The organism is Bradyrhizobium sp. Bra64 (assembly GCF_024519875.1).
In the GTDB taxonomy this organism is placed as follows: domain Bacteria; phylum Pseudomonadota; class Alphaproteobacteria; order Rhizobiales; family Xanthobacteraceae; genus Bradyrhizobium; species Bradyrhizobium japonicum_G.
In genome coordinates this window covers 81,640-105,237 of the sequence record NZ_JALJRD010000011.1, presented here as the reverse complement: position 1 = coordinate 105,237, position 23,598 = coordinate 81,640, and the positions used below count along the sequence as shown (strand labels likewise).

The following is a 23,598-nucleotide window of genomic DNA, read 5'->3' as shown; positions in this document are numbered from 1 at the left end:
AACTCCGTTGAAGCAGCTTACGCCGCCTTCCCGCCCATATAGTCCGGCAGCCAGCGCTCGAACGAGGTCCGCAGCGTATCGATCGCGACCGGCGCCTCGCCGGCGATGGCGATCGCGTCGCCGCCGGTGGTGCCGATCCGCACGCAGGGCACCTCGCAGCCGCGCATCTTGGCGAGCACCAGGCCGGCTTCGGTTTCCGGCACGGTGACGAGATAGCGCGCCTGGTCCTCGCCGAACCAATAGGCCTGCGGCACCAGCGCGGTCGGCGCCGCCAGCAGTTTGGCGCCGATGCCGCTCGCCATCGCCATCTCGGCGAGCGCGATCAGTAGGCCGCCATCCGACAGGTCGTGCACGGCAGTTGCGGTGCCCGCATGGATCATGCCGCGCACGCAGTCGCCGTTGCGCTTCTCGGCGGCGAGATCGACCGGCGGCGGAGCGCCCTCCTCGCGGCCGCAGATGTCGCGCAAATAGACCGACTGGCCGAGCCAGCCATGGGTCTCGCCGACCAGAAGGATCGCCTCGCCCTCGGCCTTGAAGGCGAGCGAAGCCGATTTGGTGAAGTCGTCGAGCAGGCCAACGCCGCCGATCGAGGGCGTCGGCAGGATCGCGCGGCCGTTGGTCTCGTTGTAGAGCGAGACGTTGCCGGACACGACCGGGAAGTCGAGCGTGCGGCAGGCTTCCGAGATGCCCTTCAGGCAGCCCACGAACTGGCCCATGATCTCGGGCCGCTCCGGATTGCCGAAATTGAGATTGTCGGTGATCGCGAGCGGCTTGCCGCCGACCGCGGTGATGTTGCGCCAGGCTTCCGCCACCGCCTGCATGCCGCCCTGATAGGGATCGGCCTCGCAATAGCGCGGCGTGACGTCGACGGTCAGCGCTAGGCCCTTTGGCCCGTCCTCGACGCGCACCACGGCGGCATCGCCACCGGGACGCTGCATGGTGTTGCCGAGGATGACGTGGTCGTACTGCTCCCAGACCCAGCGTTTGCTGCACATGTCGGGCGTGCCGATCAGCTTCTCCAGCGCTGCACCGAGACCCATCGGCGCCGGCACCTCGCGCGCATGCACGATCGGCAGCGCGGCGGAGGGCACATGCGGGCGGTCGTAGAGCGGTGCCTCGTCGCCAAGCTCCTTGATCGGCAAATCGGCCATGACGTCACCGCCATGCTTGACCACGAAGCGCTTGCTCGGCGTGGTGTAGCCGACCACGGCGAAGTCGAGCCCCCACTTCTTGAAGATCGCTTCGGCTTCCTTTTCCTTCTCGGGCTTGAGCACCATGAGCATGCGCTCCTGGCTCTCCGAGAGCATCATCTCGTAGGCGCTCATGCCGGTCTCGCGGGTCGGCACCGCGTCGAGATCGAGATCGACGCCGAGGTCGCCCTTGGCGCCCATCTCGACCGCCGAACAGGTCAGGCCGGCCGCGCCCATGTCCTGGATCGCGATGACGCAGCCCTGCTCCATGATCTCGAGGCAGGCCTCCAGCAGCAGCTTCTCGGCGAAGGGATCGCCGACCTGCACGGTCGGGCGCTTCTCCTCGGACTTGTCGTCGAATTCGGCCGAGGCCATCGAGGCGCCGTGGATGCCGTCGCGGCCGGTCTTGGAGCCGAGATAGACGATCGGCATGTTCACGCCGGAGGCGGCGGCATAGAAGATCTTGTCGGCGTCGGCGAGGCCGACCGCCATCGCGTTGACGAGGATGTTGCCGTCATAGCGAGTGTGGAAGCGCACCTGGCCGCCGACCGTCGGCACGCCGAAGGAATTGCCATAGCCGCCGACTCCCGCGACGACGCCGGAGACGAGATGCCGCGTCCTGGCATGCTCGGGCGCACCGAAGCTCAGCGCGTTGAGGCAGGCGATCGGGCGAGCTCCCATGGTGAAGACGTCGCGCAGGATGCCGCCGACGCCAGTGGTCGCGCCCTGGTAGGGCTCGATGTAGCTCGGGTGGTTGTGGCTCTCCATCTTGAAGACCACGGCCTGGCCGTCGCCGATGTCGATCACGCCGGCATTCTCGCCCGGGCCCTGGATCACCCAGGGCGCCTTGGTCGGCAGGCCCTTCAGATGGATGCGCGAGGATTTGTACGAGCAGTGCTCGTTCCACATCGCCGAGAAGATGCCGAGCTCGGTGAAGGTCGGCTCCCGCCCGATCAGCTTCAGGATGCGCTCATACTCGTCGGGCTTTAGCCCGTGGGCGGCAACCAGTTCGGGGGTGATCTTGGGTTCATTCTTCATGGATTCGAGGCTTTCGGCGGCGGTTGGCCGTTCTTAGGAACATCGGGGGCCTACGAAAAGCCCTTTATGAAGCATTTTCCCGCTGTCCCACGTTTTGCGGCCGGGGGATGCGGGAACGGGAATTGCAAGGCGCTGACGGATCGGATTTAAGGGCTGAAGACCCGTAATTGAAGGCCCGTTTCTTTGCACGAATTGACCAAAGCGCCGCCGCCCCGCCGCCCCGACCTGCACGTCGCCACCGAGGGCGAATTCAAGGGCTGGCGGACCTGGATTCGCGACAGTTTCGAGAGCCATATCGGCCCGTTCTGGCACAGGATCGAGAACGACGGCAGCGTCCGCAGCGCCTTCCGGGTCGAGAAAAAGCACCTCAACGGCTCCGGCAACGTCCATGGCGGCTGCTTCATGGCATTTTCCGACTATTGCCTGTTCGCGATCGCCACCCACGAACTGGACGGGCCGGCAGTGACCACCAATTTCGCCTGCGATTTCCTCGACGCAGCCCGCGAAGGCGAGCTGATCGAGTGTGTGGGTGAGGTTTCCCGTGCCGGCGGCTCGCTAATCTTCCTGCGCGGCAAGCTAACATCGGGCGGACGGCCCCTGTTCACCTTCTCCGGCACGATCAAGCGGGTGAAGCGGAAGCCCGCCGTGCAGCCAAACGCATAGCTCGACGCCTTCCCTTTTCGCGTCCCCTCGCCCAGAGTTGGGTCAAGCGCTATCGCGCCGGGGAGCAAAAACAAGGGTGCCGCAGAGCACATCAAGGACGGGCCGCACAGCGGCCTCCGTCGCATCGCCATTGCCATCCATGACCGCCACCGGCGCGCGCAACTGGCGCGACTACGCGCTGCTGTTCGCGCTCGCCTGTTGCTGGAGCTCCACCTATCCACTGGCCAAGCTGGCGCTTCCCACCATCCCGCCGATCACTTTCATCTCCGCGCGCTCGCTGATCGCGGCCGCGTTCCTGTTCGCGATCCTGGGGATGCGCAGCATCAGGATCCCCACCGACGCAAAAGCCTGGAAGCTGTTCGCGACCCAGCAGCTGATCAACTCGACATTCCCGTTCCTGATCATCACCTGGTCGCAGCAATATGTACCAGCCTCGAACACGGTGGTGCTGGCCTCCACCACGCCGATTTTCGCCTTCCTGATCACCTCGCTGATCACGCGGCACGAGCCGGCAACGCTGCTCAAGCTCGCAGGCGCGATCCTCGGCCTTGCCGGCACCATCGTCATCGTCGGCCTCGACGCGCTGCGCGGGCTCAGTAGTGAGATTATCGCGGAGATCGCGATCCTGCTCGCCACCATCTCCTTTGCCTGCGCGACGATCTTCGGCCTGCGGCTCTCCGACTACGACCCGATGGTGGTGGCGGCAGGCTCCCTGCTGTTCGGGGGCCTCGTATTGCTGCCGCCCGCGCTGATCATCGACCAGCCCTGGACGCTGCATCCGACGCCGACGGCGATCGTCGCCACCATCGTGATGGGTATCGTCTCCAGCGCCTTGGGATTGATGCTGTTCTACATGTGCCTGGGCCGGCTCGGAACGCTGACGACCAACGCGCAAGGGTACTTGCGTATCCCGATCGGCGTCGGCCTGTCCGTGCTGCTGCTCGGCGAGAGCGTGCCGTCGAACCTGGCGCTGGGACTGCTGCTGGTCATGGCGGGCGTCGCCGCGATGACGGTGCCGGCCGAGCGGCTGAAGTTGCGCCTCAAACGTTGAAATTCAACCGCCAGGTCAGAACCCCATTCACGCCGCACGGTCAAGATGCTGGACCAGGCCCGCGAACAGGCCGCGGCCGTCGGTGCAACCCATGATATCTTCGACGTGGTTTTCCGGATGCGGCATCATGCCGAGCACGTTGCCCTTGTCGTTGACGAGGCCGGCGATGGAATGCGCCGCGCCGTTGATGTTGTGGCTCTCGTCAACCGCGCCGTCGGGGGAACAGTAGCGATAGAGCACCCGCCCCTCGCCTTCGATGCGCTTGATGGTCTCTTCATCCGCTTCGTAATTGCCCTCGCCATGGGCGACGGGGACGCGGATCACCTGCCCGGCATTGTAGCCGCGGGTGAACGGCGTGTCGGAGCGCTCGACGCGCAGATGCACGTCGTGGCAGATGAATTTCAGCCGCGCATTGCGCATCAGCACGCCCGGCAGCAGCCCGGATTCGCAGAGGATCTGGAAACCGTTGCAGACGCCGAGCACGAGGCCGCCCTTGGCCGCGTAGTCGCGCACCGCATCCATCACGGGCGCCCGCGCTGCGATGGCGCCACAACGAAGATAATCACCATAGGAAAAGCCGCCCGGCACCACCACGAGATCGGTTCCTGCCGGCAGCGACGTCTCGGCGTGCCAGACCATCGCGGGCTCGCGGCCCGAGATCAGCCTCAAGGCGCGCGCCATGTCGCGCTCGCGGTTGATTCCGGGAAAGACGAGAATGGCGGCTTTCATGGCAGGGGTTCCGACGGTGGCGGGATTCGGGGTGGCCAACGGGCCAAATCGTGAAGAGACATATCCATTTGACGGGGATTTTACCAGTGCTAGCCTCCGCAAGCGGCCTTGTGCACAGGCTATGGACGCATGCCGTTGGCCGACCGATTTGCCGGGATTGAAGCCATGAATGTCCCGTCGCTGCCCGCATCCCTCTCCGAGCCGGTGTCCACCGAGGGCGTCGTCGCCGCCGGCGCCTATGTCGACGGCCGGCGCGTCGCCAATATCGCCATCAGCGAGGCCTCGAGCTGGCGGGCCAAGCCCGGCCACGTGGTCTGGATCGGCCTGCACGAGCCCGACATGGCGCTTCTCGCCGCCGTGCAGAAGCAGTTCGACCTGCACGACCTCGCCATCGAGGACGCCGACCACGCTCATCAGCGGCCCAAGATCGAGCAATATGGCGAGGCGCTGTTCATCGTGGCGCGGACGGCGCAGCTGATCGAGGGCCGCATCGCCTTCGGCGAGACCCACATCTTCGTCGGCGAAGGCTATCTGGTCTCGGTGCGCCACGGCGCCTCGACGTCCTACACACCGGTGCGCGAGCGCTGCGAAAGCTGCCCGCGGGCGCTCGCGCGCGGCGAAGACTACATCCTCTACGCCATCCTCGATTTCATCGTCGACAACTACTCGCCCGTGCTCGAAAGCATTCACGACGAGGTCGAGGGCATCGAGGACGACGTGCTCTCCAAGCCGATCAGCAAGGCGCAGATCGAGCGGCTCTACATGCTGCGCCGCGACCTCTTGCGGCTCAGGAACGCGATCGGCCCGCTGGTGGAGGTCTGCCGCCGGCTGGAGCACGACGAGCTTGCGATGGTGCGCGCGACCATGCAGCCGCTGTTCCGCGACGTCACGGACCACGTTCGCAATATCCAGGAGCGTATCGATTCCATGCGCGAGGTGCTGGCGTTCGCCTTCGAGGCGAGCCTGCTGGTCGGCCAGGCCCAGGAGACGGCGGTGTCGAAGAAGCTCGCCTCCTGGCTCGCGATCATCGCCATCCCGACCGCGCTCGCCGGCATCTACGGCATGAACTTCAAGCACATGCCGGAGCTGGACTGGGAGTACGGCTACTACACGCTGCTCGGCGTGATGCTGACGTCGTGCGGCGCGCTGTACTGGCGTTTTCGTCGGGTCGGTTGGCTGTGAGCCATCCCGTTCACCCGATCAACTCGACCCGATAGTTCTCGATCACGGTGTTCGCCAGCAGCTTGTCGGCGGCGTCCTTCAACGCCGCCTCCGCCTTGGCCTTGTCCGCGCCGGCAAGCTCGATGTCGAACACCTTGCCCTGCCGGACGCTGGCGACGCCGTCGACGCCGAGCGACTTCAGCGCGCCTTCGATGGCCTTTCCCTGCGGATCGAGGATGCCCGTCTTCAAGGTAACGGTGACACGTGCCTTCACGTCCAAATCCCCTTTTAGCTCTTCACCAGCACCGGGCCGGAGCCCGCCGGACGCTCGTTCTCCATGAGGATGCCGAGACGCTTGGCGACTTCGGTATAGGCTTCGAGGAGCCCACCGAGATCCCTGCGGAAACGGTCCTTGTCGAGCTTCTCGTTCGACTTGATGTCCCACAGACGGCAGCTATCCGGCGAGATCTCGTCGGCGACGATGATCCGCATCATCTCGTTCTCGAACAGCCGGCCGCATTCCATCTTGAAGTCGACGAGGCGGATGCCGATGCCGAGGAAGAGGCCGGTGAGGAAGTCGTTGACGCGGATGGCGAGCGCCATGATGTCGTCGATCTCCTGCGGCGTCGCCCAGCCGAAGGCGGTGATGTGCTCTTCCGACACCATGGGGTCGTTGAGCTGGTCGTTCTTGTAGTAGAATTCGATGATCGAGCGCGGCAGCTGCGTGCCCTCCTCGATGCCGAGTCGCTGCGACAGCGAGCCGGCGGCAACGTTCCGCACCACCACTTCCAGCGGCACGATCTCGACTTCGCGAATCAGCTGCTCGCGCATGTTTAGGCGGCGGATGAAATGGGTCGGCACCCCGATGTCGTTGAGGTGCTGAAACAGGTACTCCGAGATCCGGTTGTTGAGGACACCCTTGCCCTCGATCACCTGATGCTTTTTCGCATTGAACGCGGTGGCGTCATCCTTGAAGTGCTGGATCAGGGTACCGGGCTCCGGGCCTTCGTAAAGAACCTTTGCCTTGCCTTCATAAATGCGACGCCGACGGCTCATGGGGATGTACCGTGTTTTGTTGAAATCCATGTATCTGGTGTGCTCCGGTTGACGAGACCTACGACCCACAGCGGAGCTGCCGTGAACGGCCCGGAACCCGCGGAAACAGAACGGGAACCCAGCCTTAGGCAACCTATCCGATTGGCTGTCCAAGCACAATCGATCCGGCCGTCCGGCATCAACTTATACCGTCTTGCCTGCGGCTTAACGGCTCGTTGTTTTGCCGATTCTTGCCTCCTATCTAGGCATGGACCGGGGCTCTCGCAACGAGGGCCGCCGGGGCCAGTCAGCAGGGAATTGGAAAAGGCATGAGCACGTTCGACAAGCGCGAGGAAGGCTTCGAGAAGAAGTTCGCCCTCGACGAGGAGCAGAAATTCAGGGCGGAAGCCCGCCGCAACCGGCTGCTCGGGCTGTGGGCGGCCGAAAAGCTCGGAATCACCGGGGAAGCCGCCACGGCCTACGCCAAGGAAGTGGTCGCGGCCGATTTCGAGGAAGCCGGCGATGCCGACGTCCTGCGCAAGGTCATGGCCGATTTCGCCGCCAAGAACGTGGCCGTCACCGAACAGGCGATTCGCGCCAAGATGAGCGAGTTGATCGCGGCGGCGGCGGCCGAGGTGAAGGCGGGAAAATAGTTAAAAAGGGAGTGGCGAATGGCGACGAAAACCCCATTCGCCGCTCGGGCTTGCAGCCAGCCCCGGGCAATGCCAAATGGGCGGTATGCCCCAAGATCGCACCAAAGATCGCACCCCGGACCATATCTCCAACGTCCTTTCCGAACGCTATGCCTCGCCCGCCATGCGCGCCATCTGGAGCGGCGAAGGCAAGGTTCGCCTCGAACGCGACTACTGGATCGCCGTGCTGAAAGCGCAGCGCGATCTCGGCATTCCCGTGCCGGATGGCGTGATCGACAGCTACGAGCGGGTGAAGGACCAGGTTGACCTCGCCTCCATTATGCGGCGCGAGCGCGTCACCCGCCACGACGTGAAGGCGCGCATCGAGGAGTTCTGCGATCTTGCCGGTCATGAGCACCTGCACAAGGGCATGACGAGCCGCGACCTCACCGAGAACGTGGAGCAGCTGCAGGTCTATCGCGGACTGCAGCTCGTCGAGACCAAGTGCATCGCCGCGCTGATCCGTTTTGCGAAGCACGCCAGGCAATTGCGAGACATCCCGTTCACGGCACGCACCCACAACGTGGCTGCGCAGGTCACGACGCTCGGCAAGCGCATCGCCATGTTCGGCGAGGAGATGCTGCTGGCGCACCAGAGCCTGGCCAATTTGCTGCAAACCTATCCCGCGCGCGGCCTGAAGGGCGCCGTCGGTACGCGGCTCGATCAGATCACCCTGTTCAACGGCGATGCCGGCAAGGCACGTGCGCTCGAGCAGCGCATCCTGGTCCATCTCGGCCTGCCCAAGAGCTTCGATGCCGTGGGCCAGGTGTATCCGCGCAGCCTCGACTTCCGCGCGGTCAGCGTCCTCGTCGATCTCGCCAGCGGTCCCGGCAGCTTCGCCAAGACGTTGCGCCTCATGGCGGGCCATGAGCTCGCCAGCGAAGGTTTTGCGAAGGGCCAGGTCGGCTCTTCCGCGATGCCGCACAAGATGAACAGCCGCTCCTGCGAGCGCATCAACGGCCTGCATGTGGTGCTGAAGGGCTATCTCGCCATGGCCGCCGGCCTCGCCGGCGATCAGTGGAACGAGGGTGATGTCTCCTGCTCCGTCGTCCGCCGCGTAATGCTGCCCGATGCCTTCCTCGCCATGGACGGCCTGCTCGAGACCCTGCTCTCGGTGCTCGACCAGATGGAAATATTCGACGCCGTCGTCGCGACCGAGCTCAACCGTTATTTGCCTTTCCTGCTGACCACCACGGTCATGATGGAAGCGGTGAAAAAGGGTGCCGGCCGTGAAGGCGCGCACGAGGCGATCAAGGAGCATGCGGTCGCGGCCATTCGCGACCTGCGCACCGGCAAGATCGTGCAGAACGACCTGCTGCAGCGTCTCGCCGCCGATCCGCGCCTCGGCATGAGCGAAGCCGAATTGCAGCGCGTGCTCGACCACGGTCGCGCCAATTCCGGCGACGCCGGCGCCCAGGTCGATTACTTCGCCGAGCAGGTCGACGCGCTCGCCAAGGCCAAGCCTGAAGCGGCGAAGTACACGCCGGGCGCGATCCTGTAACGAGGAGCGAATAGCGAGCGGCAAGAAGCCATTCGCTATTCGCAATTCCCCACTCGCCCCCGTCAGCCTTCCTTGAAGCCATACTCCGGAACGTTGCCGCTGGCGCCGTAATATTTGTACGGCAGGAATTTGCCGCTCATGGTGATCTTGACGCGGTCGCCCTTCGGATTGGGCAGGCGCTCCATCACCATGTCGAAGTCGATTGCCGACATGATGCCGTCGCCGTACTCCTCCTCGATCAGCGCCTTCCAGGCCGGGCCGTTGACCATGACCAGTTCGTAGAAGCGATAGATCAGGGGATCGGTCGGCGGCATCGGCATGCCGCGCATCGGCGTCTCGTTGAGCATCGTGGTCTCTGCCTTGGTAAGGCCGAACAGTTCGGCGGCGTTGGCGGCCTGCGGCTTCGTCAATTTCATCTGGCCGAGGATCGCGCCTGTTATCAGCACCTCCGAATAGCCACCGATCTTCTCGCAGATGTATTTCCAGCTCCAGCCCTTCTCGCGCTTGATGTCGAGCAGCTTCTCGGTGAGGTCTTCGCGTTTCATGTCAGTCTCCCTTCTAGGCAGTAAGTCCGGGACTGGTCCCGGGTATCCGTGTTTGTCGTGGTTCGTCGCTGGCCGCGATCGTCAGTCCGGGCTTGCCGATATGCACCATCGGCACGTTGCGCGGATCGTGATCGGGTGTCTCGGCGGTGAAGGTCTTGCTGCGCGTCACCAGGAAATCGATGATGTGATTGCGCAGCGCGTAATAGAGCGGATGGCGGTGCAGGTCCGTACGACCGCGATCCCTGGGCAGCGGATTTTCGACGACCTCCGCCAGCACCGCGCCGGGCCCGTTGGTCATGAGAAATATCTTGTCGGCAAGGTAGATCGCCTCGTCGACGTCGTGCGTGATCATGAATGCGGTCTGCCCGGTCTCCAGACAAATCCGGCGCACCTCGTCCTGGAGCGTGCCGCGCGTCAGCGCGTCGAGCGCGGAGAACGGCTCGTCCATCAACATCATCTTCGGCGTGATCGAGAGCGCGCGCGCGATGCCGACGCGCTGCTTCATGCCGCCCGAGAGTTCGGAAGGTCGTTTGTGCTCCGAACCCGTCAGGCCCACGAGATCGATGAAAGTCTGCGCATGCGCCTTGACCTTGGCGCGGTCCCAGCGCCGCCATTTCGAGCTCACGGCATAGGCGACATTGCCGAGCACGGTGCGCCAGGGCAAGAGCGCATGGCTCTGGAAGATCACGGCACGGTCGAGGCTGGTGCCTGATATCGCCTGTCCGTCGACGATGACCGTGCCTTCGCTCGGCGCATCGAGGCCGGCGAGGATGTTGAGCACCGTGGTCTTGCCGCAGCCGGAATGGCCGATCACGCAGCAGAACTCGCCGCGCGCCATCGAGAGCCACAGATTCTCGAAGATCGTCGTCGTGGCGCCGCTCGCGCCCGGATAGCGTTTTGCGATGCCTTCGATGGAGATGAATTTGTCGGTCACAGCCCCTACTCCGGAAATGTGACCATGCGCGTGAAGCGCGCGAGGATCTGGTCGAGCAGCATGCCGATGACCCCGATCAGCAGGATCGCGATGATGACGTTTGTGATCGAGAGGTTATTCCACTCGTTCCAGACGAAATAGCCGATGCCGGTGCCGCCGACGAGCATTTCGGCGGCGACGATCACGAGCCAGGCGATGCCGATCGAGATGCGCATGCCGGTCAGGATCGTGGGCGCGGCCGCCGGCAGGATCACGGTGAAGGCGCGCCTGATGGTGCCGACCTCCAGCGTCCGCGCGACGTTGATCCATTCCTTGCGCACGCTGGCCACGCCGAACACGGTGTTGAGCAGCATCGGCCAGATCGAGCAGATGAAGATCACGAAGATCGCTGAGATCGAGGAATCCTTGATGGTGTAGAGCGCGAGCGGCATCCACGCCAGCGGCGAAATCGGCTTCAACACCTGGATGAAGGGATCGAGCGCCTTGCTCAACAGCGGCGACATGCCGATAAGGAAGCCGAGCGGGATGGCGACGAGCACGGCCAGCAGGTAGCCGGTGCCGACGCGCGCGATGGAATAGCCGAGCTGGATGCCGAGCCCTTTGTCGTTCGGCCCATTGTCGTAGAACGGCCGCTTCAGATGCTCCCAGAGTTTTGCGCCGACGTCGATCGGACCCGGCATGGCGGATTTGCCCTGCGTCGCGGTCAGGCCCATCAGCTTGGCGTATTCCGGACTCATCGTCGCGACCGGTGCCGTCGATCGCGTGGCCAGATGCCAGATGCCGAGGAACGCGGCGAGCAGAACGATCGAGACGAGGCCGGCGCGGAGGCGGAGGGAGGATGTCATGTCGCAAGACCTCTCCACACGTCGTCCCGGCGAAGGCCGGGACCCATACCCCCAGGGAGACGTTTGGCTAAGACTGGTCGTTCGGTACCGCTGCCGTTCGAAATCGACCGATCACGCGGTATGGGTCCCGGCCTTCGCCGGGACGACAACGGAGAGCGCGCGCGGCCCCTCACGATGCCTTCCTGATCTTGAAGCTCGCGACATAATCCTCGGGCTTCGCCGGATCGAAAGTCTTTCCCATCACCGCGAACGATTTGTAGGCGCTCGCGGGCGGCGACAGGCCCATCTCGGTCATCAGCTTCCTGGTGTCGGTGGCGAGATACACCTGCTCGGCGACCGCCTTGTAGTCGACGTCGCCCTTGATCTGGCCCCAGCGCTTCATCTGCGTCAGCATCCACACCGCAAAGGACTGCCAGGGGAACGGATCGAAATCGACGCGTTTGGCGTCCGTCTTCACGCCGCCGAGGCCATCGGCATAGGTGCCGGTCAGGACCTGCTCCAGCACCGTGACCGGCGCGTTGATGTAATTGGCGGGCGCGATGGCTTCCGCGATCTGCTTGCGGTTCTCCGCCTTCGACGCATAGGCGGTGGCATCGACGATGGCGCGCGTCAGCGCGGCAAAGCTGTTCGGCGCCGTCGTGATGAATTCCTTGCTGGCGGCAAAGCTGCAGCAGGGATGGCCATCCCAGATTTCCTTGGACAAGAGGTGCATGAAGCCGACGCCGTCGTAGATCGCGCGCTGGCAGATGTTGTCGGGCGCGAGGAAGCCGTCGATGTTGTCGGCGCGCAGATTCGCCACCATTTCCGGCGGCGGCACCGAGCGCAGCTGCACGTCGGTATCGGGATCGAGCCCGTGCTCGGCGAGATAATACCGCAGCAGGTAATTGTGCATGGAATAGTCGAAGGGAATTGCGAACTTCATCCCCTTCCAGTCCTTCGGATCGCGCTTGTCCTTGTGCTTGGTCGCCAGCACGATGCCCTGCCCGTTGATGTTCTCTATCGCGGGCACCGTGAAGGGAATGGCATTGGCTCCCAGGCCCAGCGAAATCGCGAGCGGCATCGGGGCCAGCATGTGCGCGGCGTCGTATTCCTTGTTGATGGTCTTGTCGCGGATCACCGCCCAGCCGGCGGTCTTGACGACTTCGACATTGAGACCATGCTTGGCATAGAAGCCGAGCGGCGCTGCCATGATGATCGGTGTCGCGCAGGTGATCGGGATGAAGCCGACCTTGAGGTCCTTCTTCTCGGGCGCGCCGGTCTGCGCGAAGACTTCGGTCGCCGTCTTGATCGGGAAGAATTGCGACAGCGCGGCCAGCGCCGTGGACGCACCGACCGACTTCAGGAACGCGCGCCGCGCCGCGTCCTGCGGAAACATCGCGCGCATCACCGCAGATGCAACGACGCCCTCGTAACGCTTCTCCTCGCTCTCAGCGGGCTCGCAGCGCAGCGCCGTGGCCTGCTCATGCTCTGCCGCGGATTGGTGCTGGCCACAGGCACAGCCGGCTCGAAGGTTGCGATCGGGATCAAACGGATTGTCGAAAATGGACATCGGACCTCCTGCGCGTCATGCAAGGTCGAATTACGCAAGGAGCATGCCACTGCCTCTCCGCCCGCCAGTGCGTTGATGACGCAGAGCTTTCGGTCACACTTGGCCACTACGAAAAGTCGTGATAAACGATATTTCGTAGTTAAATTACGAGATCTCGCAATGGCAACGACGCCAATGCCCAGCCACAACGATGCGGCCGAAGCCGTCGACCCGCGTGTCGGAGCGTTCGAATCCTCGGTCGAGGCAACGCTGCTGGTCGATCCCTATGGCGACCAGATCGTCGATGCCAATCCGGCCGCCTGCGCCCTGCTCGGCTACGACCGAGCATTGTTGCGCCAGACCAAGGCCAGCACCCTTCATACCGGCCAGCTCCCGGCCCTCACCGTGTTCACCCAGGCCGTGCTTCACAAGGGCGCTTACTGGACCACGGCGCTCACCCCCCGCCACGCCACCGGGCAAAATCTAAGACTCGAATACGCCGGCTGCCTGCTGCCGCATGACGGCGGCACGCTGGTGCTGCTCACGCTGACCGATCTCGAAGCGCGCCGCCGCCGCAATGTCGATGCCGCCGCCGAAGACCACATGCGCAGCGGCATTTCGACCTGGCAGCGGGTCGAGCGGGTGTTCCAGGACATCGAGCGCGAAAACCAGCTGATCCTGCGCGCCGCCGGCGAAGGCATCTATGGCGTCAACGCAGAAGGCAAGACCACCTTCGTGAACCCCGCGGCCGAGCGCATGCTCGGCTGGACTGCCGAGGAGCTGGTCGGCAAGGAAATCCACCCGATCATGCACCACACCCACCATGACGGCCGGCACTATCACAACCACGATTGCCCGATCTATGCGGCGTTCCGCGACGGCGCCGTGCACCAGGTCGACGGCGAGGTGTTTTGGCGCAAGGACGGCTCGCCGGCCTGGGTCGAATACACCTCTACCCCGATCCGCGACCGCGGCGTGGTGGTCGGCGCCGTCGTGGTGTTTCGCGACGTCAGCCAGCGGCGCGAGGCCGACGAGAAGCTGCACGCCGCACTCACCGAGGTCGACCGCCTGCGGGAGCGGCTCGAGCTGGAAAACGCCTATCTCCAGGAGGAAATCCGCATCGAGACCAACCCCCGCGGCATCATCGGTCAAAGCGAGGCGGTCCAGCAGACGCTGCGTCAGGTCAAGCTGGTGGCGCCGACCACGGCTGCGGTGATGATCACGGGCGAGTCCGGCACCGGCAAGGAGCTGATCGCCCGCGCGATTCACGAGGCTTCCACCCGCAGCGACCGGCCTCTGATCCGCGTCAACTGCGCCGCGATCCCGCGCGAATTGTTCGAGAGCGAGTTCTTCGGCCACGTCCGCGGCGCTTTTACCGGCGCAACGCGCGACCGTATCGGCCGGTTCGAGCTCGCCGACGGCGGCACGCTGTTCCTCGACGAGGTCGGCGAGATTCCGCTCGAACTTCAGGGCAAGCTGCTGCGCGTGTTGCAGGAGGGCAATTTCGAGCGGGTCGGTCAGGAGCGCACGCGCGCGGTCGACGTCCGCGTCATCGCCGCGACCAATCGCGATTTCAAGCAGGAGGTGCAGCGCGGCCGTTTTCGCGAGGACCTCTATTTCCGCCTCAACGTGTTTCCGATCGAGACGGTACCCTTGCGCGAGCGGCGCGAGGACATTCCCCTGCTCGCCCAGCATTTCCTGACGCGCGAGAGCAAGGCGCTGAAGTCGAATCTGCGCCTGTCCGAAGGCGACGCGCGGCGGCTGACCCGGTACGATTGGCCCGGCAATGTCCGCGAATTGCAGAACGTGATCGAGCGCGGTGCGATCCTGTCGCAAAACGGCCGCTTGCGGATCGACCTGCCGGATGCATCCGGCGCGCTGGCTCAGACCGGCGCCGCCCGCCAGAAGGCGGAGGCGCGCCCGGCGGTCATGACGTCAGCGGAGATGCGCGATCACGAAAGGGCCAACATCCTGGCCGCGCTCGAGGCCTGCGCGGGAAAAGTGTTCGGCCCCGGCGGGGCAGCAGAGATGCTGGACATCAAGCCGACCACGCTGGCATCGCGGATCAAGGCGCTGGGAATTGCGCCCCGTCCGCGTGCCACGTGATGGCGAGCGCTCACGCCGCCTTGGTCGTCATTTCCGATGCGATCGGCAATCCCTGCTCGATCGGCAGCGACGGATCGCGCGACCATTCGTTCCAGGAGCCGAAATACATCCGCACGTCCTTCACGCCGGCGTTCTTAAGCGCCAGGAACGTGTTCGAGGCGCGCGCGCCCTTGAAGCAGTAGAGATAGACCGGCGTGGTCGTCGAGATGCCGACGGTGGCGCATTCCGCCAAAATCTCGTCCTTGGACTTGAAGCGCGGACCTTCGGCGGTCGGCTTCATCATGCGGTACCATTCCAGCCACACGGCGCCGGGGATGCGGCCCTTGCGCGGGCAGAAATCCTTGCCGTAGGGCGAGGAGCTGTCGCCGATCCACTCGTCGACATCGCGCACGTCGAGGATGGCGATGCCGGGCTTGCCGACCGCGGCGAGCATGGTCTTCGCATCGATCAGGATCTCGCCTGCTTCGGGCACGATCGAGAACGAGGCCTTCGCCGGCGCCGGCACATCCTTGGTCACCGGAAGACCCGCGGCGGCCCAGGCATCGAAGCCGCCATGCAGCACCTTGATCTTGGGATAGCCGAGCATGGTGAGCAGATAATAGCCGCGGCAGGACTGACCGAAGCCGGAGTTCATCGATTGCTCGTAGACCACGGCGGTTTCCTTGCCGGAGAGGCCGGCCGCGCCGAAGGCATCGGCGAATTTGGTCTTCAGCTCGGCCATGCCCTCCGGCGTCGAGGTCGCAAGGAACGTGAAAATCTCATGGACGTTCACGGCATTGGGGAGGTGCCCGGCGCCGTAGGCGTCGGGGTTGCGGGTGTCGATGACGACACAGGGCTCGGTCTTCAAGAGATTGGCAAGTTCGCTGGCAGAGATCAGAACGTCCGTCATTGGCAGCCTCTCCGTTGAGGTTAAGTGGTCTTCTGGGGTGGACTCGTGAAGCTCAGGACTCGAAACTCAGGACTTGAAACTCGAGACTTGAAACTCAGGACTCGGCGAGCATCTTGCGCAGCTGCTTGGTGGCCGGCGTGACGATCGCGACGAAATAGGCCTCGCGCAGACGCCGCTGCGCGCGGTGGCTCTTGAGATAGCCGCGGGCGCCACAATGCAGCATCGCCGCATGCGCCGCCGCGACGCTGGCCTCGCCGGCACGAAGCCTGAGCGCGATCACCTTGCGCCAGTAGGTCTCCTCCTCGTTGTACGGATCGCGCGCCAGCTCCATGGTCTCCGCCTCGAGCTCGGCGGCGAGATCGCGGAAATGCACCGGCTGCTGCGGCAGATAGCGGTTGATGTGGCCGAGCGGATTGTCGACCTCGTCCATGATGTTGATGCAGTCCTTGATGAGGCCGAGCGCCATGCCGGCCTGGAGCAGGATGAAGCCGGCGCGGATCTTCTTGACGAAAGGCGCGGCGGGGTCGGCCAGGATCAGCTCGTCCGGCACGAATGTGTCGCGGAACTGCACGCCATAGGTGCCGGTGCCGTCCATGGCGAGGAACGGCTTGCACGGCGTCAGCGTGATGGCGGGATCAGCGCAGTCAGCCAGGAACATCACGGTGCCCGGCTCGTCCTCGCGCTCGAAGATCGTGCCGAAGTAATGGTCCGGACCGAGATTGGAGACCCAGGGCAGCGCGCCGCGGACGATGTAGCCGCCGTCGACCTTTCGCCCTTTCAGTTTGAGCTTCTCGATACCGAAGAAGCTCTTCATCGGATTGGAGAGCCCGGTGCCGCCGAGCACCCGGCCGGTCGAGAACGCATCGCCGAAGCGCTTGGCGAGCTTCATGTTGGTGGAGTTGGCGGCGTACCAGACCAGCGTGTTCTGGCACCAGGCCATGAAGGCGGTGCCGCCGCAGACCTCGCCGATCGCCGCCATCGCCTGGATGGCGCAGCGCAAATCGGCAGGACCTTCGTGGGGCACGTGACTGCTCCAGGCGCCGACCTCGCCGAATTGGCGCAACACCGCGGCAGGATAGACCGTGCCGTCGTCGATGCCGGCGGCGAGCGGCGCAAGCTGCGCCCGCGCGATCCGCGCCACCTCCCCTGCAATGGACGGTGCGGGCTGATCCAAAACTTCGGCCCGTGATAAAGCCAGTGAACCCATGATCGTCTCCCGCACCTTGCCCTGTTGCCGTCAGCCTAGACGCCGACCTCGAGATTGACCGGGCGGGTGAAGGTGTTGGCGACCGGCGACCATTTCTTCACATGGGCGACCAGCGCGTTGATCTCGTCCTGCGAGATGCCCTCGCATTCCATGTCGACCTTGACGCGCACATCGGTGAAGCCGACCGGCTTGTCGGAGACGTCGCCGGTGCCCCAGACGGCCGTGATGTTGAGGTCGCCTTCGAGTTCGAGCTCGAGCTTGTTGACGATCCAGCCGCGGTGCACGGCGTTGGCATGCAGGCCGACCGCAAGGCAGGAACCGAGCGCGGCGAGCGAGGCTTCCGACGGATTTGGCGCGGTGTCGTCACCCAGAAGACCCGGGGGCTCGTCGACGATGTAGGGCGGCAGATTGCGGATGTAGTTGGCGTGGCGGAACTTGCCTTCCGCGACCGTCTTGCACTTCAAGGTCTTGACGACCTTCGGATTGGCCTTGCCGCTCGCGATCAGTTGCTCGAGGCCATTCTTGTCGATGGGCGCGAGGCAACCCGTCAGCACTGTCTTCTGAACGACGGCAGTCATCATCTTCTCCCTGGCAGAAGTGGAAATCGGTAGGATACCGAACGGTCTGTTTCCTTGCATGGAGCGTGCCAGAGCCGGCCAAAAACAAAAGGCGAAGCATTGGAGCCGCTTAGCCTGCGCTGCCTGCGGATTGATCAGCCGCCGTTTGCTCAAAGGCGATGCAGATGCGCCTTCTCGTGCGAATCTTTTCGGCTCGGAACAGATGCGGCTTGCTGATGCGGCGCTGCTGCGGGTAAGTTTGGACTCATGGCCAAGCCCTCACCGAACAAGCCGTCATCGAAGAAGAATTCGCCCCACGCCGTCACGGGCGAAGACGAGTCCGCGCGCGGGCGCCTCCTGAGCGCCGCGACGCATCTGTTCTGCAAGAACGGAATCAACGCCACCGGCATCGATGCGATCATCGAGGAAGCCGGCACCGCGAAGACCACGCTCTATAAATTGTTCGGCTCCAAGACCAATCTCGTCAACGCGGTGCTGGAGAGCGAAGGCAAGCAGTGGCGCGAATGGTTCATCGGCGCCATGGAGGAAGGCGGCGGCGACGCGCAGGCCAAACTCACGCGCATCTTCCCGGCGCTGAAGAGCTGGTTTGCGGAAGAGCGCTTCTACGGCTGCCCTTTCATCAACGCGGTCGGCGAGCACGACAAGGACGCCAAGCAGTTCCGCAATATCGCGCTGAAACACAAGAAGATCGTGCTCGGCCACATCGAGAAGCTCGCCGGCGAGCTCGGATCCAGCGAACCCCTCGTGCTGGCGCATCAGCTCGGCCTGCTGATCGACGGTGCCATCGTCGCGGCGATGGTGTCGCGCGATCCGGGCGTGGCCGATACGGCGGCGCTGACGGCGGGCCCCCTGCTCAGCCAGTCCAGGGCAAGGAAGAAGCGCGCGGCGGATCAGCTCGAGGCGGTGTGATCTCTCTTACCGCCCCGCCTTCCCCTCCCGCGGCAACGCCTCCGTAAACCGCCTGATCGCCGCGAGCACCGGCTGCTGATCTCCGGCAAAGAACCAGTGATCATGGCCGTCGAGCTCGACGAACTCCGCGCCGCTGATCCGGCTCGCGATGTCGCGGCCGGCGGCGATCCGCACGGCCTGGTCGTTCCGCCGGTGCAGCACCAGCGTCGGCACGGCAATTCGCGCCAGAAGGTGCCGCACGTCGGCATCGCGAAACGCCGCGAGCACGGCCGAGATGCCGCCGGGACTGGAGGCGGCGCGCAGCAGCCCCGCCCACCAGGCGCGCGCCTGCGGATCATTGGCCAGGCTCGGCGCGAAGGCTTCGATCCCGACCGGCCCGCCCCATTGCGCGATGAGGTGGCGGCTCCAGGCGTCATACTGGCTGGCGCGCAGCGCGTGCGGATAGTCCTGTGACCAGCAGCCCTTGGCCAGCGCACCGAACAGAATGAGCCCGGCCACGCGGTGCGGGTCATCGACCGCGAACTTGATGCAGGCCGGCCCGCATTCGGATGCCCCGAACAGCACGACGCGGCGCGCATCCGCCGCCCGCAACACGGTGCCGATATCCTCGGCGGTGACGTCGATATCAGGAGCCGATCCAACCCGGTCGGACAACCCGATGCCGCGGCGATCGAACACGATCAGGCGTCCAAGCTTCATCAACGACGCCAGAAACGTCCGGCTCGCGGGATGCTCCCAGGCGCGCTCCACATGCGACACGAAGCCGGGCATGACCAGGATGTCGAGCGGGCCGCTTCCGTAGGTCTGATACGCAAGATGCACATCTGAGCCCTTCACATAGCGTGTCGCCGGAACGGAATGCGGCGCCGCCGCGGGGCTCATCAGCGCTTCGGTCTCGGCTTCCGGCGCGACGCCAAGCTCGTCGCGCAGACGCTGCGTCAGTGCCGCGTGATGCCGCTCCGCCGCGCTTCGGTCGCCGGCGAGCAGCAGGCTTCGGATCAGATGCCGGCCATAGACCTCGCTGAGCGGATCGAGCTCGACCAGACGGCCCGCATGCGCGGTCGCGGCAAAATGATCGCCGGCTGTATTCTTGTCCTGCACGAGACGTTCGAGCGCGTGCATGAGCCGTCCCCTCAGCGCCTCACGGCGAAAGAATGACCAGTCGTCGAATTCAGGAGAGTGGTCCGGAGAGAAGCCGGCGAGAAAGTCACCCCGATAAAGCTGGCAGGCCGCTTCAAACTCGCCGCGATCGCAGGCGCTCTCGAACAGCTGCGAGTCGATCTTCAGCTCGACCGCCGGTGACCAACGCACACTGGTGCGGTCGGTCTCGAAAACCGGTTGGTCAAGCGTAAGCTCGATGCGGTGAAGCAGGCGCCGCAATCGGGCGAGACCGGTCTCTCGGGGCGTTTCCGGCCAAAGCAGAGTGGCGATGACATCGCGCGCAACGGCGCCTTTGGCCTCCGCAAGATAGATCAGCAGCGCAAGGCCCTTGCGCAGGTTCAGCTTGATCGAGCGTCCGTCGGCATGAACCTCCGGGAACCCGAACGCCCCCAGCGAGAAAGCCGTCATGAAGATCCTCCCTCCCCAGCCGGCGCCCCGGGGGGACGCACAGGGGACGGTCCACCGCTAACAATCGGGGCAGATCGCACCCGCTCGCCAGCGAGCATTTCAGGCTCCTGCATGCGGCACCGTTGCCGTCGGCACAATAGGAAAAACCATGTTCGCACGCCTCGCAATCCTGCTCTACGCCCTCGTCAGCTATGCCGTATTCACGGCTTCGTTTCTCTACGCGCTCGGTTTCGTCGGCAATTATGTCGTGCCCAAGTCGATCGATATGTCGATCGATATGCCGATCGACGTTGGCGGCCCCACGAATTGGGGCGAGGCCATCGCCGTCAACCTGCTGTTGACGAGCCTGTTTGCAATCCAGCACACCGTCATGGCGCGCCCGGCCTTCAAGCGATGGTGGGCCAAATTCCTTCCGCTCGCCTGCCAGCGCAGCACCTATGTGCTGCTGTCCAGCCTGATCCTCCTTTTGCTGTTCTGGCAGTGGCGTCCGATTCCGGCACCGATCTGGCAAACCAGTGGCATGGTGGCCTGGCTGCTGATCGGCGTGCATTGGCTCGGCTGGCTGATCGCGTTTGCCTCCACCCACATGATCGACCATTTCGATCTGTTCGGTCTGCGTCAGGCGTTCGTTACGTTCCGCGGGACCAAGATCTCGGGTCAATCGTTCAGGACGCCGCTGCTCTACAAGATCGTGCGGCATCCGCTCATGCTGGGCTTTCTGCTCGCGTTCTGGGCGACGCCCGAGATGACCGCCGGCCATCTGCTGTTCGCGATCGCGAACACGGCCTACATCCTGGTCGGGCTACAGTTCGAGGAGCGAGATCTGATCGCCGAGTTCGGCGCGACCTATCAGGAGTATCGCCGGCGCGTTCCCATGCTGGTGCCGCGTCTGTTCGGCCGCCGCCGGACGGACGATCGCCGCCCTGCAGGAGCGCCGCGATGAACGCGCTGTTCTCTCTCCCCAAAATGTCCGTGGATGCCGCCACATTCGCCGATACGCTCGATGGGCTCGACGTCGGCCTGTATCTCGTTGCCGCGGACGCGCGTCTCGTTCACGCCAATACGGCCGGCCAGGCCATTCTCGATGCGCGCGACATCCTGCGTGAAATCCGCGGGCACCTCGCGGCCTGCGATCTCGCGGCCAACCAGACCTTGCAGCAGCTCTTCGCGGCGGCGGGACAGGTCGGCGAAACTTCAGTGCCGATGATCGGGACCCATGGACAGCGCTACGTCGCCCATGCCCTGCCGCTGCCATCCGGCACGCGCCGGTGTGCGGATGTGGCCTGCAGCGCCGCAGCAGCCTTGTTCGTTCGCAGGGCCGCGCTGACGATGCCGCCGCGTTCCGAAGTGATCGGCAAGGCATTCAGACTGACGCCGACCGAGTTGCGCGTGCTGCTCGCGATCGTCGAGCTCGGCGGCGTTCCGGAAGTGGCGGCCGCGCTCGGCGTCGCCGGCACGACGATCAAGACGCATGTCCGCCGCCTGTTTGAAAAGACCGGCGCCGCGCGACAGGCCGATTTCGTCAAGCTCGTCGCGGGATATGCGACGCCGTTGAGAAAACCTGCCGAATGCAGACAATCCACTGGAGCACCACGATGAAAGCAGTTCTGTGCAGCTCGTTCACCGGGCCGGGCGATTTGCGCCTCGGCGAGATCGACGAGCCGAAGCCGGCCCGTGACGAGATTCTCATTGATGTCCACGCGGCGTCCGTGAGCTTCATGGACCAGTTGCTGGTTTCTGGCCTCTACCAGATGCGGCCACCGACGCCTTTCGTGCCCGGCACTGAAGCATCCGGTGTCGTCGTCGCGGTCGGCGACGGGGTCACGACATTCGCCCCCGGCGACCGTGTGGCTTGCAGCGCCTGGACCGGCGGCTACGCCGAACGGATGATTGCCAAGGAATCGAAGAGCGTGCGGTTGCCGGATGGCATCGCGTTCGAGGCCGCGGCGACGGTCCTGCACAATTATGGCACGGCCTATTATGCGCTGGTCGAGCGAGCCCGGGCGCAGCGCGGCGAAACCCTGTTCGTCACGGGCGCCGCCGGCGGCGTTGGACTGGCCGCCGTCGACCTCGGCCGTCAACTGGGCCTGCGCGTCGTCGCCGGTATCGGTTCCGATGACAAGGCTGCCCTGGTGCGCCGTTATGGGGCCGGCGAAATCGTCAACTATCGCAGCGAGGATCTGCGCGACCGGATCAAGTCGATCACGTCAGGGGAAGGCATCGACATCGGTTTCGACAATGTCGGCGGCGCGATTTTCGAGCAGATCGCCCGGCTGATGAAATGGGCCGGACGGCTGATGCCGATCGGCTTCACCAGCGGCGAAATTCCGCAGCTCCCGATGAACCTGCCGCTGCTGAAAAACTATTCCATCCTCGGCGTCTTTGCCGGCGCCTGGGTGGAGAAATTCCCGACAGAGGCAGCGCGCGCAAATGACACGCTGATGCAATTGCTGGCCGACGGAAAAATCCGCCCGCACGTCGATCGCATCCTCCCTTTGGAGGATGCCGGGGACGCCATGCGCGCCGTGGCGAGCCGGACGGTTCAAGGACGAATTGTCCTAAAGGTCAGGTAAGGTAAGCGGGCCACGGCAGGAGAGAAACACACCGATGACACAGATCATCATCGACAACCGCTTTTGCGGTCCTCCGAACTCCGGCAACGGCGGCTATGTCTGCGGCCGGCTCGCCCGCCACATCCCCGGGGCTGCGGAGGTGACGCTGCGCGCACCGCCTCCCCTGGACAAGCCGCTCGATGCGGTTGCAACGGACGACAGCACATGGGAGCTTCGCGACGGCGCCAGGGTCGTCGCGACAGGACGGGCCGCAAATGTCGAGCTTGCGCGACTGGAAACAGCCAGCTTCGAGGAGGCCTGCGCCGCCGAGTTGCTGACGCCGCTGAAGCCGCACGAGCATCCGCTGCCGACATGCTTCGTGTGCGGTCCGGCAAGGGCGAAAGGCGACGGCCTGCGCATTTTCGCCGGCTCGCTCGGGCGTCACAATGCCGTTCTCGCAGCGAGTTGGACGCCGGATAAGAATCTCGCCGCCGAGGACGGCCTGGTCGCGCCAGAATTCCTCTGGTCGGCACTCGACTGCCCCACCGGCTTCGCCTGCAATTGCGATCAGCAGAACGGCAGCTTCGACAAGACGCCACTGCTGCTCGGACGAATGTCGGCCCGGATCGAGGCCCGCCCCCGCCCCGGCGACCGCTGCATCATCACGGCCTGGCCCACCGGTCGCGACGGCCGCAAGCGCACGGCCGAAGCCGCGGCGCATGATGAAGCCGGGAGGTTGCTGGCCGTGGCGCGGGCGACATGGATCGAGGTCCAGCGCGAGGTGCAGCTTGGGCGTCCTTCGTAGGTGGGCAAAGGCGCGCAGCGCCGTGCCTACCGTCTCTCCCCTTGCCCGATGCGCACCGGTGGGCACGTTCC

The 23,598-nt window shown here is 64.7% G+C and carries 23 protein-coding genes; 11 read left to right on the top strand and 12 right to left on the bottom strand.

The window, feature by feature from the left end; genetic code table 11:
• Window positions 1-17: 17 nt before the first annotated feature.
• Window positions 18-2,228, bottom strand: a complete 2,211-nt coding sequence (gene purL / locus NR187_RS26610) for a phosphoribosylformylglycinamidine synthase subunit PurL (protein WP_211385240.1) — start codon at window positions 2,226-2,228, stop codon at window positions 18-20.
• A 183-nt stretch (window positions 2,229-2,411) separates the two neighbouring features.
• Here purL and NR187_RS26605 point away from each other — a divergent pair, with 183 nt between their 5' ends.
• Together NR187_RS26605 and NR187_RS26600 are read left to right on the top strand one after the other, a co-directional pair.
• Window positions 2,412-2,891 (top strand): PaaI family thioesterase, encoded by a 480-nt coding sequence (locus NR187_RS26605; protein ID WP_211385241.1) that lies wholly within the window; start codon window positions 2,412-2,414, stop codon window positions 2,889-2,891.
• A 76-nt stretch (window positions 2,892-2,967) separates the two neighbouring features.
• Window positions 2,968-3,942, top strand: coding sequence for a DMT family transporter (locus NR187_RS26600; RefSeq protein ID WP_211385242.1), 975 nt, complete (start codon window positions 2,968-2,970; stop codon window positions 3,940-3,942).
• Window positions 3,943-3,969: 27 nt separating this feature from the next.
• Here the strand turns inward: NR187_RS26600 and purQ are convergent, their stop codons facing one another.
• Entirely contained in the window at window positions 3,970-4,671 is a 702-nt protein-coding gene (purQ, locus tag NR187_RS26595; RefSeq protein ID WP_211385243.1) for a phosphoribosylformylglycinamidine synthase subunit PurQ, read from the bottom strand.
• Between the two features lie 165 nt (window positions 4,672-4,836).
• Here purQ and NR187_RS26590 point away from each other — a divergent pair, with 165 nt between their 5' ends.
• Window positions 4,837-5,853 (top strand): magnesium and cobalt transport protein CorA, encoded by a 1,017-nt coding sequence (locus NR187_RS26590; RefSeq protein ID WP_211385244.1) that lies wholly within the window; start codon window positions 4,837-4,839, stop codon window positions 5,851-5,853.
• A gap of 10 nt (window positions 5,854-5,863) precedes the next feature.
• On the opposite strand, the gene purS is transcribed toward NR187_RS26590, so the two are convergent.
• A complete protein-coding gene (gene purS, locus NR187_RS26585; protein WP_007602264.1) occupies window positions 5,864-6,106 on the bottom strand; it encodes a phosphoribosylformylglycinamidine synthase subunit PurS in 243 nt (80 codons plus the stop codon).
• 14 nt (window positions 6,107-6,120) lie between these two features.
• A complete protein-coding gene (gene purC, locus NR187_RS26580) occupies window positions 6,121-6,888 on the bottom strand; it encodes a phosphoribosylaminoimidazolesuccinocarboxamide synthase (RefSeq protein ID WP_008974302.1) in 768 nt (255 codons plus the stop codon).
• Window positions 6,889-7,196: 308 nt separating this feature from the next.
• Here purC and NR187_RS26575 point away from each other — a divergent pair, with 308 nt between their 5' ends.
• Window positions 7,197-7,520 (top strand): DUF1476 domain-containing protein, encoded by a 324-nt coding sequence (locus tag NR187_RS26575; RefSeq protein ID WP_211385245.1) that lies wholly within the window; start codon window positions 7,197-7,199, stop codon window positions 7,518-7,520.
• An 85-nt stretch (window positions 7,521-7,605) separates the two neighbouring features.
• Window positions 7,606-9,060: an adenylosuccinate lyase gene (gene purB / locus NR187_RS26570; protein ID WP_256808202.1), complete on the top strand. Its 1,455-nt coding sequence runs from the start codon at window positions 7,606-7,608 to the stop codon at window positions 9,058-9,060.
• Window positions 9,061-9,122: 62 nt separating this feature from the next.
• Here purB and cynS read toward each other — a convergent pair whose 3' ends face one another.
• From cynS to NR187_RS26550, 4 genes are all read right to left on the bottom strand, one after another.
• The gene (gene cynS / locus NR187_RS26565; protein WP_211385247.1) at window positions 9,123-9,605 is read right to left on the bottom strand and encodes a cyanase; all 483 of its coding nucleotides are present in this window, start codon (window positions 9,603-9,605) and stop codon (window positions 9,123-9,125) included.
• 13 nt (window positions 9,606-9,618) lie between these two features.
• Complete coding sequence (locus NR187_RS26560; protein WP_256808200.1) at window positions 9,619-10,539, bottom strand: ABC transporter ATP-binding protein; 921 nt, start codon at window positions 10,537-10,539, stop codon at window positions 9,619-9,621.
• A gap of 5 nt (window positions 10,540-10,544) precedes the next feature.
• Window positions 10,545-11,384, bottom strand: coding sequence for a nitrate ABC transporter permease (gene ntrB / locus NR187_RS26555; RefSeq protein WP_256808197.1), 840 nt, complete (start codon window positions 11,382-11,384; stop codon window positions 10,545-10,547).
• Between the two features lie 169 nt (window positions 11,385-11,553).
• Window positions 11,554-12,933 (bottom strand): CmpA/NrtA family ABC transporter substrate-binding protein, encoded by a 1,380-nt coding sequence (locus NR187_RS26550; RefSeq protein ID WP_211385250.1) that lies wholly within the window; start codon window positions 12,931-12,933, stop codon window positions 11,554-11,556.
• A gap of 159 nt (window positions 12,934-13,092) precedes the next feature.
• Here NR187_RS26550 and NR187_RS26545 point away from each other — a divergent pair, with 159 nt between their 5' ends.
• Window positions 13,093-15,018: a sigma 54-interacting transcriptional regulator gene (locus NR187_RS26545; protein ID WP_211385251.1), complete on the top strand. Its 1,926-nt coding sequence runs from the start codon at window positions 13,093-13,095 to the stop codon at window positions 15,016-15,018.
• A 10-nt stretch (window positions 15,019-15,028) separates the two neighbouring features.
• On the opposite strand, the gene NR187_RS26540 is transcribed toward NR187_RS26545, so the two are convergent.
• From NR187_RS26540 to NR187_RS26530, 3 genes are all read right to left on the bottom strand, one after another.
• On the bottom strand, window positions 15,029-15,907 hold the full coding sequence (locus tag NR187_RS26540; RefSeq protein ID WP_256808196.1) for a sulfurtransferase: 879 nt from the start codon (window positions 15,905-15,907) through the stop codon (window positions 15,029-15,031).
• 94 nt (window positions 15,908-16,001) lie between these two features.
• Entirely contained in the window at window positions 16,002-17,114 is a 1,113-nt protein-coding gene (locus tag NR187_RS26535; protein ID WP_211385253.1) for an acyl-CoA dehydrogenase family protein, read from the bottom strand.
• 35 nt (window positions 17,115-17,149) lie between these two features.
• Window positions 17,150-17,692, bottom strand: a complete 543-nt coding sequence (locus NR187_RS26530; protein WP_211385254.1) for an OsmC family protein — start codon at window positions 17,690-17,692, stop codon at window positions 17,150-17,152.
• Window positions 17,693-17,938: 246 nt separating this feature from the next.
• Here NR187_RS26530 and NR187_RS26525 point away from each other — a divergent pair, with 246 nt between their 5' ends.
• On the top strand, window positions 17,939-18,601 hold the full coding sequence (locus NR187_RS26525; protein ID WP_211385255.1) for a TetR/AcrR family transcriptional regulator: 663 nt from the start codon (window positions 17,939-17,941) through the stop codon (window positions 18,599-18,601).
• Between the two features lie 6 nt (window positions 18,602-18,607).
• Here the strand turns inward: NR187_RS26525 and NR187_RS26520 are convergent, their stop codons facing one another.
• Window positions 18,608-20,170, bottom strand: coding sequence for an alpha/beta fold hydrolase (locus tag NR187_RS26520; protein WP_211385256.1), 1,563 nt, complete (start codon window positions 20,168-20,170; stop codon window positions 18,608-18,610).
• Between the two features lie 148 nt (window positions 20,171-20,318).
• Between NR187_RS26520 and mddA the strand changes: the two genes are divergently transcribed.
• Genes mddA through NR187_RS26500 form a run of 4 tightly spaced genes read left to right on the top strand, consistent with a single transcriptional unit; the run spans window position 20,319 to window position 23,527 of the window.
• The gene (gene mddA, locus NR187_RS26515) at window positions 20,319-21,113 is read left to right on the top strand and encodes a methanethiol S-methyltransferase (RefSeq protein WP_256808195.1); all 795 of its coding nucleotides are present in this window, start codon (window positions 20,319-20,321) and stop codon (window positions 21,111-21,113) included.
• Window positions 21,110-21,769, top strand: coding sequence for a helix-turn-helix transcriptional regulator (locus NR187_RS26510; protein WP_249129221.1), 660 nt, complete (start codon window positions 21,110-21,112; stop codon window positions 21,767-21,769). The genes mddA and NR187_RS26510 overlap by 4 nt, the downstream gene beginning before the upstream one ends.
• Window positions 21,766-22,743 (top strand): NADPH:quinone oxidoreductase family protein, encoded by a 978-nt coding sequence (locus NR187_RS26505; RefSeq protein WP_211385258.1) that lies wholly within the window; start codon window positions 21,766-21,768, stop codon window positions 22,741-22,743. The genes NR187_RS26510 and NR187_RS26505 overlap by 4 nt, the downstream gene beginning before the upstream one ends.
• A 34-nt stretch (window positions 22,744-22,777) precedes the next feature.
• Complete coding sequence (locus NR187_RS26500; protein ID WP_256808194.1) at window positions 22,778-23,527, top strand: PaaI family thioesterase; 750 nt, start codon at window positions 22,778-22,780, stop codon at window positions 23,525-23,527.
• Window positions 23,528-23,598: the final 71 nt, after the last annotated feature.